Annotated in this window: 11 protein-coding genes and 1 pseudogene; 5 read left to right on the forward strand and 7 right to left on the reverse strand. The window is 71.5% G+C overall.

Annotated features, from left to right (window positions below; translation table 11 throughout):
* Positions 1-6: 6 nt before the first annotated feature.
* From AB0B45_RS37970 to AB0B45_RS37985, 4 genes are all read right to left on the reverse strand, one after another.
* Positions 7-1,575, reverse strand: a complete 1,569-nt coding sequence (locus AB0B45_RS37970) for a helix-turn-helix domain-containing protein (protein WP_358141045.1) — start codon at positions 1,573-1,575, stop codon at positions 7-9.
* Positions 1,572-3,107: an amidohydrolase family protein gene (locus AB0B45_RS37975; protein WP_358141048.1), complete on the reverse strand. Its 1,536-nt coding sequence runs from the start codon at positions 3,105-3,107 to the stop codon at positions 1,572-1,574. The genes AB0B45_RS37970 and AB0B45_RS37975 overlap by 4 nt, the downstream gene beginning before the upstream one ends.
* Positions 3,108-3,316: 209 nt before the next feature.
* Positions 3,317-4,789, reverse strand: coding sequence for a serine hydrolase domain-containing protein (locus tag AB0B45_RS37980; protein WP_358141050.1), 1,473 nt, complete (start codon positions 4,787-4,789; stop codon positions 3,317-3,319).
* Between the two features lie 321 nt (positions 4,790-5,110).
* On the reverse strand, positions 5,111-5,722 hold the full coding sequence (locus tag AB0B45_RS37985; protein ID WP_358141053.1) for a TetR/AcrR family transcriptional regulator: 612 nt from the start codon (positions 5,720-5,722) through the stop codon (positions 5,111-5,113).
* 92 nt (positions 5,723-5,814) lie between these two features.
* Here AB0B45_RS37985 and AB0B45_RS37990 point away from each other — a divergent pair, with 92 nt between their 5' ends.
* Positions 5,815-6,219 (forward strand): hypothetical protein, encoded by a 405-nt coding sequence (locus AB0B45_RS37990; RefSeq protein WP_358141056.1) that lies wholly within the window; start codon positions 5,815-5,817, stop codon positions 6,217-6,219.
* A 116-nt stretch (positions 6,220-6,335) separates the two neighbouring features.
* Here the strand turns inward: AB0B45_RS37990 and AB0B45_RS37995 are convergent, their stop codons facing one another.
* Both AB0B45_RS37995 and AB0B45_RS38000 read right to left on the reverse strand, forming a co-directional pair.
* Entirely contained in the window at positions 6,336-7,094 is a 759-nt protein-coding gene (locus tag AB0B45_RS37995) for a class I SAM-dependent methyltransferase (protein ID WP_358141059.1), read from the reverse strand.
* Between the two features lie 113 nt (positions 7,095-7,207).
* Entirely contained in the window at positions 7,208-8,173 is a 966-nt protein-coding gene (locus AB0B45_RS38000; RefSeq protein ID WP_358141062.1) for a helix-turn-helix transcriptional regulator, read from the reverse strand.
* Positions 8,174-8,381: 208 nt separating this feature from the next.
* Here AB0B45_RS38000 and AB0B45_RS38005 point away from each other — a divergent pair.
* Positions 8,382-8,915 (forward strand): annotated as a pseudogene (locus AB0B45_RS38005) (aldo/keto reductase); the annotation flags it as partial.
* Between the two features lie 116 nt (positions 8,916-9,031).
* On the opposite strand, the gene AB0B45_RS38010 reads toward AB0B45_RS38005, so the two are convergent.
* Positions 9,032-10,270 (reverse strand): MFS transporter, encoded by a 1,239-nt coding sequence (locus AB0B45_RS38010; protein WP_358141065.1) that lies wholly within the window; start codon positions 10,268-10,270, stop codon positions 9,032-9,034.
* A gap of 110 nt (positions 10,271-10,380) precedes the next feature.
* Here AB0B45_RS38010 and AB0B45_RS38015 point away from each other — a divergent pair, with 110 nt between their 5' ends.
* From AB0B45_RS38015 to AB0B45_RS38025, 3 genes are read left to right on the forward strand one after another with little or no spacing between them, the layout of a single operon-like run.
* Positions 10,381-10,947: a TetR/AcrR family transcriptional regulator gene (locus AB0B45_RS38015; RefSeq protein WP_358141068.1), complete on the forward strand. Its 567-nt coding sequence runs from the start codon at positions 10,381-10,383 to the stop codon at positions 10,945-10,947.
* 51 nt (positions 10,948-10,998) lie between these two features.
* Complete coding sequence (locus AB0B45_RS38020; protein WP_358141071.1) at positions 10,999-12,183, forward strand: Cmx/CmrA family chloramphenicol efflux MFS transporter; 1,185 nt, start codon at positions 10,999-11,001, stop codon at positions 12,181-12,183.
* A 30-nt stretch (positions 12,184-12,213) separates the two neighbouring features.
* Entirely contained in the window at positions 12,214-12,804 is a 591-nt protein-coding gene (locus AB0B45_RS38025; RefSeq protein ID WP_358141074.1) for a winged helix-turn-helix domain-containing protein, read from the forward strand.
* Positions 12,805-12,829 lie beyond the last annotated feature (25 nt).

The following is a 12,829-nucleotide window of genomic DNA, read 5'->3' on the forward strand; positions in this document are numbered from 1 at the left end:
CGAACTTCACCCGGTCTGCTTTGTGGCGCCGTTCAGCCTCAGCTGGAGGGCGAGCACCAGGCGCGTGTCCGGGTCGTCCAGCGCGATCAGTTCGCCGATCCTGCGCAGCCGGTACCGCAGCGTGTTGGGGTGGAGCGACAGCAGCTCGGCCGCGCGGGGCACGTCGTAGTGGGCGCCGATCCAGACGGTCAGGCTGTGCACGTAGTGGGTGCCGTGCCTGGCGTCGTGTCCGGCGACCAGCGCCAGCGGCTCGCCGGACAGGGAGGGTCTGGCGCGCAGCGCGGCCTCCGTGTCCATGAGGAACAGCGCAGCCGACAGCTCCTCGTGCGAGCCGGCCAGCTCCTGGGTGAACGGCCCGCAGACCGCGCGCAGCGCCTCTTCCGCCTGCCGCGCGCCGACGGGCACGGCGGCGACGGAGGCGACGGTACGGCCGATGCCGGCCCGCCAGCCGCCGCCCAGCCGCTCGCTCACCCTGGCCAGGGTGTCGACGGTGATTCTGCGGAGCAGCGGCGCGGACGCCTCGGCCGCGACGATCGCGTAGGCGCGGCCGTTCACCACGCCGGTCGCGGCCCTGATCCGGTAGGCCACGAACGCGGTGCGCAGCAGGTCGGCGGCGTGCGTCGCGGCGAAGGCGTCGGCCGAGCCCGCGTGGGAGCCCAGCGTCACGACCGTCACCGCTTCGCGCGGCAGCAGGCCGAAGGAGGTGGCCAGCTCGTCGACCGCGCCGATGCCGCGCAGCAGCCAGCCCAGGCACTCGTCCCGTCGGCGCCTCGCCTCGTCGGCGGCCAGGTTGATGCGCGCCAGGTGCGGCGCCGCGGCCGCGGCCGCCTCCGCGAGCACCGCGGCGGCGTCGTGAGCCAGCGGCTGCTCCGCCTGCACCGCCCAGATCGTGCCGAGCGCCTCGCCGTGCGCCCGGATCGCGATGGCCAGGCGGGGGTAGAACTCGCGCGGCACGCGACTCCAGACCACCCCGTCGGCGCGCAGCACGGCCGCGTACTCCTCGGCGTTGGTCGGGTGCTCGGGCACCCGGCGGCCCAGGATGCCCTCCTTGCGCAGCTCGTCGATGCGCTGGCCCTCGACCGTGGAGTAGGCCAGCACCCGCATCGCCAGATCCTCGATGGCCACCGCGCCACCCACCCGGACCGCCACCTCGTTGGCCAGCACGAACAGGTCGGCCGCCCGGGTTGCGCCCGGGTCCTCGGCCGGGGCGACCATCGCGAGCAGGGCGTCGACGAGCGTGTAGAGCTGCCCCCAGGACAGCTCGGGCGGTGCGGCGAGCAGCGCCGTGCCCGCCGCCTTGGCCGCGGTGGCCAGCGCCTGCTCGTCGCAGGTGCCCGGCTTGGCCACGACGACGGCCACGCCGCTGTCGCCCGCGCGGGCCAGGATCTCGGCCGACGGGCGGCCGGTCACCAGCAGGACCGTGCCGTCGAGCCCGGCCTGCGGCCCTTCGGGGTCGTAGATGACCGGGGTTCCCACCAGCGGCTCCCTGCCTCGCGGCAGCGCCAGCGGGCGCACCACGTCGGGGCCGAGGCTGTCGATCAGCACGCCGAGCGTGACGCGCCCGCGCGCCGTCACCGGGCGCCCCGCCTGAGCATCCTGCCGTGCCTGCCACCGGTGAACTCGCCGTCGGCGATCACCTGGTGGCCGGCCAGGAAGACGTGCTCCACGCCGGTCGGACGCACGTCAGGCCGCTCGTAGGTGCCCGCGTGGCCGATCGTGTCCTGGTCGAAGACGCAGAGGTCGGCGATCGCGCCCGGTCCGAGCCAGCCGCGCCCGGCCAGGCCGAACTGCGCGGCGACGGCGGAGCTGACCTTGCGGATCGCCTCAGGCATGTCCTCCTTATCGACGTACGTGCCGAGGTAGGTGGGAAAGGCGCCGAACGTCCGCGGATGGTTGGGGCCGACCGGAGGGCCGCCGTCGGAGCCGATGGAGACCAGCGGGTCGGCGAGGAACGCGGCCAGATCCCGCTCGTGCATGGTGTGGAAGACGCCGGAGGCGTGCGGGTCCCGCCTAAGCAGGTCGCACAGCGCCTCCCACGGGTCGCCGCCGAGGTCGGCCAGCCGCTTGCCCTCGATGGCCGGGTCGTTGTGGGTGAGGATCTGCACGTCCGAGGGGTGCAGCTCGCGCCAGAAGCCGACGCCGGTGCCTGTGTCCCGGCTCTCGGCGAGCGCGCGCAGCGCGGCGCGCTCGGCGGGATCGGCCAGCCGCGCGAGCAGCGCCTGCTCGCCGCCCTCGCACGCGATCGGCGGAAGCACCGCGACCAGCACGGTGCCGAAGGCCAGGTAGGGGTAGACGTCCGCGCGCACGTCCACGCCCGTGCGGCGAGCCTGGGCGAGCTTGTCGAGCACCATCGCGGAGGCGCCGTGCACCGCCCGTCCCGAGGCCTTGCAGTGCGAGACCTGCAGCCGGATGCCCGCCCGCCTCGCCACCGTGATCGCCTCGTCGAGCGCGTCGGCCAGGCCCTCGCTCTCGCTGCGCATGTGCGTGGCGTACGGCAGGTCCCAGCGCTTGGCCACCAGCGCGAGCGCGACCAGCTCGGACAGGTCCGCGTAGGCGCCGGGCACGTACTCCAGTCCGCTCGACAGCCCCACCGCGCCCGCCTCGAAGGACTGCGCGGCCAGCTCGCACATGCGCGCCAGCCCGTCCGGCGTGATCTCGGCGCTCATCCCCGCCACTGCCAGGCGCAGCGTGTTGTGCCCGGCCAGCACGGCCAGGTTGTTGCTCGGCCCGGCCGCCTCGGCCGCGTCCAGGTACTCGCCGAGCGTGGGGAAGGACGCCTCCGCCAGTTCGGCGGGCACCAAACCCCTCGTCTCCGGGTCGGCGGGGCCGCACGAGAATCCGCAGTTGCCCACGATCTCGGTGGTCACGCCCTGCAGGAGCTTGAACGGCTGCGGCGCCTGCAGGAAGGGCACGGTGTCGGAGTGGCTGTGCGGGTCGACGAACCCAGGGCTGACGAGCAGGCCGGAGACGTCGATCACGCGCCGGACCGGGCCGAGGTCGTGCCCGACGGCGACCACGCGCCCGTCCGCGATCGCGACGTCGGCGCGCCGCGGTGGTCCGCCGAGCCCGTCGTGGACCGTCCCGTCACGAAGCAGCAGGTCATGCATGGCGCTAGGCTCCCTTGCCCGCCATCGCGGGCGCTAGATACGGAAGGATGAAATCTCAGGGCGTGGCGGGTGCGGAGGCCAACAGCCGCTCTCCACCCGACAACCCGGCCGGCCGCCTTCCCGCGTACGCGGCCGGCGGTCCCCCAGCTCAAGCAGCTCGGCCACGGTGAGCCTGTCCTCCGCCGGGCCCCGCGCCGCCTGCAGGCCAATCAGCCTTCGAAGCGCATCCGGCGCAGACCGCATCCGCTCACCAGCAGGTCCCCTTCCTGGAGACGGAGTGTGAACGGCCCCGCCGTCCATGCTCCGCCCGGGGCCGGTGCCACCGGCAGCTTCAGCTCGCGGCCGATGCGCACCTCGTCGGCGCTCACGGTGGCGTCGACGCCGAGCTCCCGGCTGCGGAAGACGCCGTCGGGCATCGGCACGTCCGAGGGCGGCTCGGCGGTGTCGAAGGCGACAGGTGGGCGCGATAGGGGGCCGGTGCGGAGCAGCAGGCGGTCACCGTCGATCTCCAGCCAGGCTCCCTCGGCGTCACCCGCCCCGTGCCAGCGCCCGTCGGCGCCGGCGGTGAACACTCCCACGTCCGGGACCGCGATGCCCTCAGCGGTGGGTTCGAGGGTGAGCGTCCCGTCCCCGGCCGGATCGTGCCAGTGCAGCCGCTCCGGCGGCGCGAGCGTCCCCGGCTCGGGCGTCGTCGGCTCCTCCTTTCCGAGCAGCAGCCGCGCCAGCCGGTGCGACAGCCCCACCGGATCGACCGCCGTATGGTTGGCCAACACCGCGATGCCGATCCCAGGATCGGGCAGATACAGCAGGTTCGACCGGTACCCGTGCATGCCGCCCGCGTGACCGAACCAGCCCTCGCCGTGATAGATCCCCAGCGCGTACGGCTGGACCGTGCCGTCGGCCAGCACCCCCCTCTCCAGCAACCGCTCGCGCAGATCGGCCCCGAGCACGCGACCATCCGCCAGGAATCCGAACCACGGCGCCAGCTCCGTCACGCTCGTCACCAGCCCGCCGTCGCCGACCGCGCTCTCCTGGGTGTCGGCCCTGCGAGGCTCGCCCTGCGCGTTGGCATAGCCGTACGCCAGCCGCTCCAGCGGCACCGACGCGTCGTCACGGAACACCGAGTCGGCCATCCCCAGCGGTTCGAAGAGCCGTTCCCGCGCGAACTCCGCCAGCGACGAGCCCGCCACCCTGCCCACCACGACCGCAGCGAGCACGTACCCGGTGTTGGAGTAGGAGAAATCCGTGCCCGGCGCGAACGTCGTCCGTCGGATGCCCGTGAGCACCTCCAGCAGCCGTTGCTCGGTCATCTCCGCCAGCGGCACACCCGTCAGCGCCTGCAGCGCGTACCACTCCGGCAGGCCGCCCGTGTGCTGCAGGCACTGCCGCAATGTCACCGGCGCCTCCAGGCTCAGCTCCGGCACGTGCACCCGCACGTCGTCGTCGAGCCCCAGCTTCCCGTCGCGCTCCAGCAGCAGCACGCACGCCGCCGTGAACTGCTTGCTCATGCTGGCGATGTCGAACCGGGTGCGCTCGTCGACCGGCACGCCGAACTCCACGCACGCCGCTCCCTGGGCGACCGTGAGCACCGCGGCGCCGTCGGCGTACACTCCTACGGCCAGGCCGGGAGTATGCGGGCTGACCAGCGAGAACACCTCACGCTTGACTCGTTCGAGATCCATGCTGCCAGTATCACCAGGCGAGCGCTGCCGCCCTTTGGCGTGCGCGACGACGGATGCGCGCCGTTCTTTGTCCTGCGGGCACAAGAGGGCACCGGGCCTGGGTTCCCTGTGAAGGTCAGCGGCGGCCGTACAGGGCCATCCGGCTGATCATGGCGTCGGCGGTGAGGTGGTAGCAGACCGTCACGCAGCCCAGCACCTCCGTGGGATTGCCATCGTCACAGGCTTTCACTCGGGTGTACGGCGGGCTTTGTCGCCGGGGCCGAAGCTGGGCGCCCGCCTTGGGCGTCCCGCACAGCGGCGGGGATCACGAAAGCGACCTGGCTAGGCCGGGCCGAGCACCCTGGGCGTGACCAGGGACGTCGCGACGTCGGCGAAGTACTCCTCGGAGCTGCCCTGGACGCCGAGCACGACGGCCTGCCCGAGCCCGGACAGCAGGGCCTTGAGCGCGCGGGCCAGGCGCACGGCCTGCTCGCGCGTGATGGGCACGCCGGCGTGTTCCCGGCCCGCGAGGTGCTCCGCGAGCAGGGCCTCCGAGGCGTTGATCGCCGCGTTGAGCTTGGCCAGCAGTTCGGCGTCGTTCAGCACGAGGTCCATCACGCGGATCTCGAACAGCAGCATCGCGGCGGCCTCAGGGTCGGCCGACATCCGCCAGTACTGCCGGGCGATGGCGGCGACGACCTCCTCCAGCGGCCGGTCCTGCGCGATCTCCACGACCGGCTGGAGGTCGAGCGGGCCCGTATAATCGTCGACCATCGCGACGATCAGCCCGTTCTTGCCGCCGAACAGCGAGTAGACCGCGCCGGTCGTCAGGCCGGCCAGCTCGGCGATGTCCTCCAGCTTCGCCTGCGAGCCCTCCTTCCCGACGATCTCGCGTGCCGCGTCGATCAGCGCGCGCTTGTTGACGGCCTTGCTTTCCGCCCTGGTCAGCCGCATGGCGTCGGAGTCTCCCGGTTTCTAGGATAGGCAAACAATAATGTGAATTATTAGAACAATCCAGATTACTAGCCCGCGACATGGAGGCCACGATGGACGTCGACCAGCACATGAGCCGGGTGCTCGACTACGCCGCGTTCCCCACCATGGACCAGATGCACGCCGAGCTCGACGACCTCGCCGCCGCCCACCTCGACCTGGTACGGCTGCGCCGCATCGGAACCTCGCGCCTGGGCGAACCGCTGCGCGTGGCCACGATCGGCGCAAGTCCTCACGACGCGGTGATGGGTCCCGGTAGCAATCGCGGAAAATCCCACGAACCTATCGCTGACCTGAGATTACCCGGGTTCTCGAGACTGCTGATGATCTCTGTCGCTAGGGTTCGTTCCGGTTCCGGTACGTCCGTGGAGATTGGTGGGGGTTGGCGACTCAGTTCTTCTCTGACGAGCAGATGGAGCGGCCGCGCTCGTACCCGGACATCGGCCGGGAGGAGCTGATCAGGTTCTTCACGCTGATGCTGCGACCTCGCCCATCCTCAGGCTCGGGACCCGCACACTTCGCACGTGCCGAATGGTTCGTTGCAACGCAGGCCAACGAGGCGCCGTTGGCATCACTAGCACCGTTCGAGCGTGAGCAGCGGCTCAGAAAACACAGGCGCTGGTGCGCCGGGATCTGCGGCAACAGCCTGCTCCAGGCGGCGGAAGCCGTCCTCCAGCTCGTCGGGACTGAGCTGAGCGAAGAACGAAAGGGTGCGCAGGCGCAGCCGTTCGAGCATGTCACCGCGGGTGCCGGAGGACGGCTCGGTAACCGTGCCGAAGCTGGCAACGCGCCAGCCGGCCGACGTGAACATCGCGATGACCTCGTGCAGCGGCTGAAACAGCGAGGCGTCCACCTCAAAGCCGCGGGGGAAGTGCTCCAGCCACCACGGCCGGGGATGGTGGTCGCTGAAATTCGCGCGCAGTAGCAGCCGCCCGCCGGGCCTGAGCACCCTGGCCAGCTCCCGGGCCGCCCCCGGCTTGTCCTGGACGTGGTGCCAGGACAAGAACATGAGAGCGTAGTCGGCGCTGCCGGACGGCACTGGCATGTCCTCGGCGGAGCCTGCCACATACCGCACACCGGGATGCAGGGACTGCGCCTGCGCTATCTCGCGCATGCGGACCGAGGGCTCGACGCCGGTCACCGGCCCGAACGCTCGCGCCAGCGCGGGGGTGAACCTGCCCGTCCCTGAGCCGACGTCCAGCCCCGCCAGCGGGCGCCGCTCGGGCAGCAGGGCTACGAAGGCGCTGATCCATACCTGCAACTGCCGCTCGGTGAGCGCACGGCCACGCGCGTAGTCCTGGTACTGCTCCGTGTCGTAGTCGATCCGTCTCATCACAGCTCCCGCGTGAGCCGGGCTACGGCAAACCGTCGGCCCGATATATCGACTTGATACATCGGCACGATATGCGGTGTCGCGTCATGCCACAAGGGACCGCGTCGACTCACCTACGCGGGCATCCTTGATGTGTCAACGCGGTCCCCTGGGCAACTGCTACCCGCCACTCGCGGCTGTTGGACCCGCGGCCGGTCAGGGGTGGGGTTCCTCGTGGGGAAGGGGGTTCGGCTGGTCCTGAGTGGCGGCCCAGGTGGCCAGGAGACGCAGGCCGTCGGCGCTGGGGGTGTCCGGCGCGGCCGTGTAGATGACGAGGGTGAGGGTGGGTCGGAGGCGGGGGTCATGGCTTCGAAGTGGAGTTCGAGGTCGCCGACTTCGGGGTGGTGGAGCTTCTTGGTGCCGGTGCGGTGGTGGCGGACGTTGTGGTCGGCCCAGCGCCGCCGGAAGACCTCGCTGCGGGTGGACAGCTCGCCGATGAGGTCGCTCAGGTCCTTGTCGTAGGGGTTGCGGCCGGCCTCGACCCGGAGCACGGCGGCGACGTCGTCGGCGACCTTGTCCCAGTCGCTGAAGAACTCGCGGGCGGCGGGGTCGAGGTAGGTGAACCGGGCGGTGTTCGCCGGCCGACGCGGATCGGCGAGGATCGGCGCGAACAGGGCGGCCGCCAGCCGGTTGACGGCCACAAGGTCGTGGCGGTCGTTGCCGATCCAGGCGGGGGCGTCGCTGATCGCGTCCAGCATCTGCTGGAGCGCGGGCCGGATCTTGCGGGCGGCCGGGCGGCGCCGCGGCGCGGCCGGGGCGGGACCCCGCCGGGCGAGGTCGAACAGGTGGTCGCGTTCGGCGTCATCCAGGTGGAGGGCGCGGGCGACGCCGTCCAGGACGCCGTCGGAGGCCCCCGACAGGTTGCCGCGCTCGAGCCGGACGTAGTAGTCGACCGAGACCCCGGCGAGCATCGCGACCTCTTCGCGGCGCAATCCCTTCACGCGGCGGTTGCCGCCGTAGGCGGGCAGCCCGGCCTGCTCGGGGGTGATGCGGGCCCGGCGGGAGGCCAGGAACTGCTGGATCTGCGCGCGGTCGTCCATGGATCTCACGGTAGGCGACGCCCCAGTCGCGAAGCAGGTACTGGCGTTACCTGGAACGACAGGCACTGCCGCATCCGGGCAAAGAGACGTTTGCTGGAGGTGAGCCCCCGGAGAATCCTCGGCTGACCCGGCCGGGGTCGGGCTCTGATCAGCGCCGTCCAGGGCGGTAGGGCCACCGCGGCCGGTCCGCTCTCAAGGAGAAAAGATCATGAAGCAGGTGAAGCTAGGCGGACTGGACGTAGCCCGGATCGGGCTGGGTGCGATGGGGATGTCCCACGGCTACACCGATTCGGGCACCGATGAGGCCGAGTCGATCCGGACCCTGCACCGGGCGCTTGAGCTGGGCGTCACGTTGATCGACACCGCCGAGATCTACGGCCCCTACGCCAACGAGGAACTCCTCCGCCGGGCCCTGAAGGGCCGCCGTGACCAGGTGGTGCTGGCGACGAAGTTCGGGCTGGTCGCCCACGCAGGGGCGGGCCCGTGGAACCTGGACTCCAGCCCGGCCAACATCCGCACCGCGGTGGAGGGGTCGCTGAAGCGGCTCGGTACCGACCACATCGACTTGTACTACCAGCACCGCGTCGACCCGAACACGCCGATAGAGGACGTCGTCGGGGCCCTGGCCGAACTCGTCGAGCAGGGCAGGGTCCGGGCGATCGGCCTGTCGGAGGCCGGGCCGGACACCATCCGCCGCGCGCACGCCATCCACCCCGTCACCGCCGTCCAGTCGGAGTACTCGCTGTGGACGCGAGGGGTACCCCGTGTCGGTGGAGCGCGGCGGCGGCCGCGACCTGGAACCGGCACCTGTCCGCTCGCACCTCCTTCACCGCCTGGGCGCAGCGCTCGCTACTCCTCCTACGGCCTGATCCACCTCATCGCGCCCCTGCCGCTCCCGCCGAACGCCGACGCCGCGGCCGTTAGCCCGGCCGTCACCGCCATGAGGAGGGCGATCGCGCCGCCGGTCGTCATGGCGGCGGACGGCGAGGCCGCGTCGACCATGATCCCGCCGAGCAGGGCGCCGGCAGCGATGGTCGCCTGGAAGGAGGAGGTGAACAGGATGGCGGCGGCCTCGGTCGCGTGGGGGGCCGAGGCCGCGAACCAGGTCTGCGAGCAGACGGGCACGGCACCGTAGGCCAGGCCCCAGACGACGAGCAGGGCCAGCGCGCCCGCCTGGCTGCCGCCGAGCACGGGCAGCAGCAGGGTCGAGCAGGCGATCATGAGGCCGCTGACGGCGAACGTGGCCTTCACCGCCCTGGTGACCACGGCCCCCGCGACGAAGTTGCCGACGATGCCCGCCACGCCGTACACGAGGAGGAAGGTGGTGATCTGGCCGGGGCCCACCCGGGTGACCTGCTGGAGGAACGGCGTCACGTAGGTGTAGGTGCCGAAGTGGGCCAGCACGACGAGGAAGGTCAGGGCGAGTGCCGTCCAGGTCCCGCGGCTGCGCAACAGTCCGCCGAGGACGCTCAGGCGGGTCACCTGGTCGGCGGGCAGCTTGGGCACCAGCGCGACCAGCGCCACGAAGACGGCCATGGCCATCACACCGAGAACGACGAAGGCGGCCCGCCAGCCCGCCAGGTGTCCGATGAGCGTGCCGGCGGGCACGCCGAGCACCGATCCCAGCGGGACGGCCGAGAAGATCACCGCGGTCGCCGTGCCGACCCGCTCGGGCCGCACCAGCCGTACGGCCAGGCCCGCGCCGATCGACCAGAAACCGCCGATGACCAGCCCGACCAGCACCCTGGACACCGCCATGACCCAGTAGGCGGTGGCGACGGCCGCGAGGAGGTTCGCGACGGCCAGCAGGAGCATGAGCGCGCAGAGCATCGTGCGCCGGTCGAGCCGCCGGGTCGCGACGGTGACGGTGGGCGCGGCGATCGCGGCCAGGATGCCCGGCACCGTCATCATCAGGCCAGCCGCGCCGTCGGAGATCGCGAAGCTCGATCCGATCGACGTCAGCAGGCCGATCGGCAGGATCTCGGCGGTGACGATGGAGAAGATCCCCGCCATCACCGAGACGACGGCCAGCCAGCCGATCAGCGGTGATCGCGTGGATCCTGGGGCGGTGAGGGTGGAAACGGTCGCTGTGGGCACCCGTCCAGTTCAGCAACCGTGGCCTGCGGACGCTGGCGGGATTGAGACCTCACCAGAACCGCCCCCAGAAGTATTGAACTGATCTGTCCAGAACGTGCTACGGTGAAGCCATGGCACGGCCGAAGCAGTTCGACGAGGACCTGGCGATCGACGCGGCGATGCGCGCGTTCTGGACCGCGGGCTACGAGGCCACTTCGACGCAGGACCTCTGCGAGGCGACAGGGCTGGGCCGCAGCAGCGTCTACAACACGTTCAAGAGCAAGCGCGACCTGTTCGAGAAGGCGCTGCGTCGCTACATGGACGACAAGAACGCCCCGTTCCTCGACCTGCTCGGCAGCGGCCTTCCCCTGCGCGAGAAGGTCAGGGAACTGCTGTGGGGGGTCGTCGAGTCCGACGAGCGGGATCCGCTCGGCTGCCTGGTGGTCAACTCGATGGTCGAGCTCGCGCCGCGCGACGAGGAGGTCGCGGCGATGCTGCGGCGCGATCACGACCTGCGCTTCGAGGCGCTGCGGACCGCCCTGGAAACCGGCAGGCGGCTGGGGGAGACCGACAAGGATCCCGCCGAACTCGCCCACTTCCTGATCGCCGTCATCGGCGGCATGCGGGTCGCGGTGCGCGGGGGAGCCGGCAGGTCCGTGCTCGAGTCGATCGCGCGCAACGCGCTCGACGCGCTCTGATTTTTTCGTGTGCCAATTTTGTACTGATCTATCTAAAAGGAGGCGCGGCTCATGCCGTTGGCCGTCTACATCCTTGGCCTGGCCATCTTCGCCCAGGGCACCTCCGAGCTCATGATCGCGGGACTGTTGCAGGACATCGCCACCGATCTGGGCGCATCCGTTCCCGACGCGGGCCTGCTGATCTCGGCGTTCGCGATGGGCATGCTGGTGGGTGCCCCCGTGCTGGCCGTCGTCACGTTGCGATGGCCGCGCCGGACGGCGTTGCTGGCGTTTCTCGCGCTGTTCGCCGTGACGCACGTCGTGGGGGCGCTCGCGCCGGGCTTCGGCGTGCTGTTCGCGACCAGGGTCGTGGGCGCGTTCGTGTACGCGGGCTTCTGGGCCGTCGCGGCGATCACCGCCGTCGGCCTCGTGCCCGCCGGCGCGCGCGGCAAGGCCATGGGCGTCGTCGCGGGCGGGCTCACGTTGGCGACCATCTTCGGCCTGCCCGCGGGGACGCTCATCGGCCAGCACTTCGGCTGGCGCGCCGCCTTCTGGGCGGTAAGCGTGCTGTCGGTGCTCGCGATGGCGGGGGTGGCGGCCACCGTGCCCGCGGGCCGTACCCATGGAGAGGGGACGCCGGTGCTGCGACGGGAGCTGCGCGCGATGGCCAGCCCGCGGCTCTGGCTCGCGTACGGCACGACCGCGCTGTCCACCGGCGCCCTGCTCGTCGTCTTCGGCTACCTCGCGCCGCTGCTGACCGGCACCACGGGACTGCCCCCGGCCTGGGTGCCCGCCGTCCTCGCGCTGTACGGCGTGGGCGCCTTCATCGGCATCACCATCGGCGGCAGGACCGCCGACGCGCACCCGTTCGCCACGCTGCTCGTCGGCCTGGCCGGGCTGCTCGTCAGCGCGGTGGCGCTCGCGCTGACCGCCGAGAGCCCGGTGGCGGCGATCGCACTGTCGTTCCTGCTCGGCGCGTTCGGCTTCGGCACCAACCCCGCGCTGAACACACGGGTGTTCGCGCTCGCGGAGGACGCGCCGACGCTGGCCGCCAGCACGAACTTCTCCGCCTTCAACGTCGGCATCACCGTGGGCCCATGGCTGGGCGGCCTCGCCATCGAGGCGGGCTGGGGCTACCCGTCGGTCGCGTGGATCGGCGCTCTCCTCGCGGTCGCGGCGACAGCGACCGTGGCGGTGGCCGCCGCAAAGCAGCGCCCCCTCGCCTCCCTCCGCGCCGAAACGGCCCCATCTTCCTAAAGATACCTTTAGCAAGATATCTTTAGGATTATGGAAGAGGAGATCGCACGCGTTGCCGACCCGCAGCGCATCCGGGCGCTGGCACACCCGCTGCGCATCGAGTTGATCGAGGTGCTCGGTGCCGAAGGCGAGGCCACAGCCACGCGGTGTGCCGAGATCACCGGCGAGAGCGTCGCCAGTTGCTCGTTTCACCTGCGGATGCTGGCCAAGTACGGCTTCGTCGAGCCAGGCGCGCCGCGCGGGAGGGAGAAACCGTGGCGGCTGGCCGCACGCACCCGACGTTTCGGCACCGACGCCGACGATCCCGCCTCGGTCCAGGCGATTCAGGAGTGGGCCGCCGTCGTGGTGGAGCGGGAGGCCGATCGGCTGCGGGAGTGGATCGCCCGGGTTGCCGCGGAGCCCCAGGAGTGGGTGGAGGCGTGCCGGCTGAACACCTCGACGTTCTGGGCCACGCCGGAGGAAGCGGCACAGGTCAGCCAGGCGCTCAGCGAGTTGACCGACCGGTTCGCGCGGCGGCGGGACGACCCGGCGTCCAGGCCTCCAGGCGCACGGCCGGTGCGACTCTTCGGAGCCGTCAGCGTCGACCCGCACTGGTCGCGCGCTGAAGAGGAGCCGTCATAGACGCGGGCCCTCCAGCCACCTCGCT

Origin of the sequence: Nonomuraea sp. NPDC049152, assembly GCF_040648355.1 — a bacterium.
In the GTDB taxonomy this organism is placed as follows: Bacteria; Actinomycetota; Actinomycetes; order Streptosporangiales; family Streptosporangiaceae; genus Nonomuraea.

Coding starts and splice junctions, on each gene's coding strand:
- AB0B45_RS38020 (WP_358141071.1), top strand. CDS start 10,999: ATGCCGTTGGCCGTCTACATCCTTGGCCTGGCCATCTTCGCCCAGGGC.
- AB0B45_RS37980 (WP_358141050.1), bottom strand. CDS start 4,789: ATGGATCTCGAACGAGTCAAGCGTGAGGTGTTCTCGCTGGTCAGCCCG.
- AB0B45_RS37995 (WP_358141059.1), bottom strand. CDS start 7,094: ATGAGACGGATCGACTACGACACGGAGCAGTACCAGGACTACGCGCGT.
- AB0B45_RS37975 (WP_358141048.1), bottom strand. CDS start 3,107: ATGCATGACCTGCTGCTTCGTGACGGGACGGTCCACGACGGGCTCGGC.
- AB0B45_RS38000 (WP_358141062.1), bottom strand. CDS start 8,173: ATGGACGACCGCGCGCAGATCCAGCAGTTCCTGGCCTCCCGCCGGGCC.
- AB0B45_RS37990 (WP_358141056.1), top strand. CDS start 5,815: ATGGACGTCGACCAGCACATGAGCCGGGTGCTCGACTACGCCGCGTTC.
- AB0B45_RS38025 (WP_358141074.1), top strand. CDS start 12,214: ATGGAAGAGGAGATCGCACGCGTTGCCGACCCGCAGCGCATCCGGGCG.
- AB0B45_RS37985 (WP_358141053.1), bottom strand. CDS start 5,722: ATGCGGCTGACCAGGGCGGAAAGCAAGGCCGTCAACAAGCGCGCGCTG.
- AB0B45_RS38015 (WP_358141068.1), top strand. CDS start 10,381: ATGGCACGGCCGAAGCAGTTCGACGAGGACCTGGCGATCGACGCGGCG.